Genomic DNA, 1,831 nt, shown 5'->3' with positions numbered 1-1,831 from the left:
TGGGTCTGAGTGGACTCGAACCACCGACCTCTCGCTTATCAGGCGAACGCTCTAACCACCTGAGCTACAGACCCAGTATCGTCTCTTTACTTTATAAACCGTATCAATCTGTGTGAACACTCATCGCAATAATCATCGTTTAAGGAGGTGATCCAGCGCCAGGTTCCCCTAGCGCTACCTTGTTACGACTTCACCCCAGTCATGAACCACAAAGTGGTAAGCGTCCCCCCGAAGGTTAAACTACCTACTTCTTTTGCAGCCCACTCCCATGGTGTGACGGGCGGTGTGTACAAGGCCCGGGAACGTATTCACCGTGGCATTCTGATCCACGATTACTAGCGATTCCGACTTCATGGAGTCGAGTTGCAGACTCCAATCCGGACTACGACGCACTTTTTGGGATTCGCTCACTTTCGCAAGTTGGCCGCCCTCTGTATGCGCCATTGTAGCACGTGTGTAGCCCTACTCGTAAGGGCCATGATGACTTGACGTCGTCCCCACCTTCCTCCGGTTTATCACCGGCAGTCTCCCTGGAGTTCCCGACATTACTCGCTGGCAAACAAGGATAAGGGTTGCGCTCGTTGCGGGACTTAACCCAACATTTCACAACACGAGCTGACGACAGCCATGCAGCACCTGTCTCAGAGTTCCCGAAGGCACCAATCCATCTCTGGAAAGTTCTCTGGATGTCAAGAGTAGGTAAGGTTCTTCGCGTTGCATCGAATTAAACCACATGCTCCACCGCTTGTGCGGGCCCCCGTCAATTCATTTGAGTTTTAATCTTGCGACCGTACTCCCCAGGCGGTCTACTTAACGCGTTAGCTCCGAAAGCCACGGCTCAAGGCCACAACCTCCAAGTAGACATCGTTTACGGCGTGGACTACCAGGGTATCTAATCCTGTTTGCTCCCCACGCTTTCGCATCTGAGTGTCAGTATCTGTCCAGGGGGCCGCCTTCGCCACCGGTATTCCTTCAGATCTCTACGCATTTCACCGCTACACCTGAAATTCTACCCCCCTCTACAGTACTCTAGTCTGCCAGTTTCAAATGCTATTCCGAGGTTGAGCCCCGGGCTTTCACATCTGACTTAACAAACCACCTGCATGCGCTTTACGCCCAGTAATTCCGATTAACGCTCGCACCCTCCGTATTACCGCGGCTGCTGGCACGGAGTTAGCCGGTGCTTCTTCTGTCGCTAACGTCAAATAATGCAGCTATTAACTACACTACCTTCCTCACGACTGAAAGTGCTTTACAACCCGAAGGCCTTCTTCACACACGCGGCATGGCTGCATCAGGCTTGCGCCCATTGTGCAATATTCCCCACTGCTGCCTCCCGTAGGAGTCTGGACCGTGTCTCAGTTCCAGTGTGGCTGATCATCCTCTCAGACCAGCTAGGGATCGTCGCCTTGGTGAGCCCTTACCTCACCAACTAGCTAATCCCACCTAGGCATATCCTGACGCGAGAGGCCCGAAGGTCCCCCTCTTTGGCCCGTAGGCATCATGCGGTATTAGCCATCGTTTCCAATGGTTATCCCCCACATCAGGGCAATTTCCTAGGCATTACTCACCCGTCCGCCGCTCGACGCCGTTATCGTCCCCCGAAGGTTCAGATAACTCGTTTCCGCTCGACTTGCATGTGTTAGGCCTGCCGCCAGCGTTCAATCTGAGCCATGATCAAACTCTTCAATTTAAGATTTTGTTCGGCTCAATGAATACTGAACATTACATAACGACAGTTCAATCAAAAGGCAGCTATAGTTAGCTGCCTTCCTTTATCTTTATTCTTAGCGAATCATTCGTTTCTCAGTACATTCCACGCTTCACAAAG

1 tRNA gene and 1 rRNA gene are annotated in these 1,831 nt (G+C 52.0%); both read right to left on the bottom strand.

Annotated features, from left to right (window positions below):
• Positions 1-74 (bottom strand) — tRNA-Ile (locus tag KI742_RS21950).
• A 66-nt stretch (positions 75-140) separates the two neighbouring features.
• Positions 141-1,693 (bottom strand): 16S ribosomal RNA (locus tag KI742_RS21945).
• Between the last annotated feature and the right edge of the window lie 138 nt (positions 1,694-1,831).

This window comes from Vibrio sp. D417a, from assembly GCF_030248595.1.
GTDB lineage: Bacteria > Pseudomonadota > Gammaproteobacteria > Enterobacterales > Vibrionaceae > Vibrio > Vibrio alginolyticus.
This window is presented reverse-complemented; position numbering and strand designations above follow the sequence as displayed.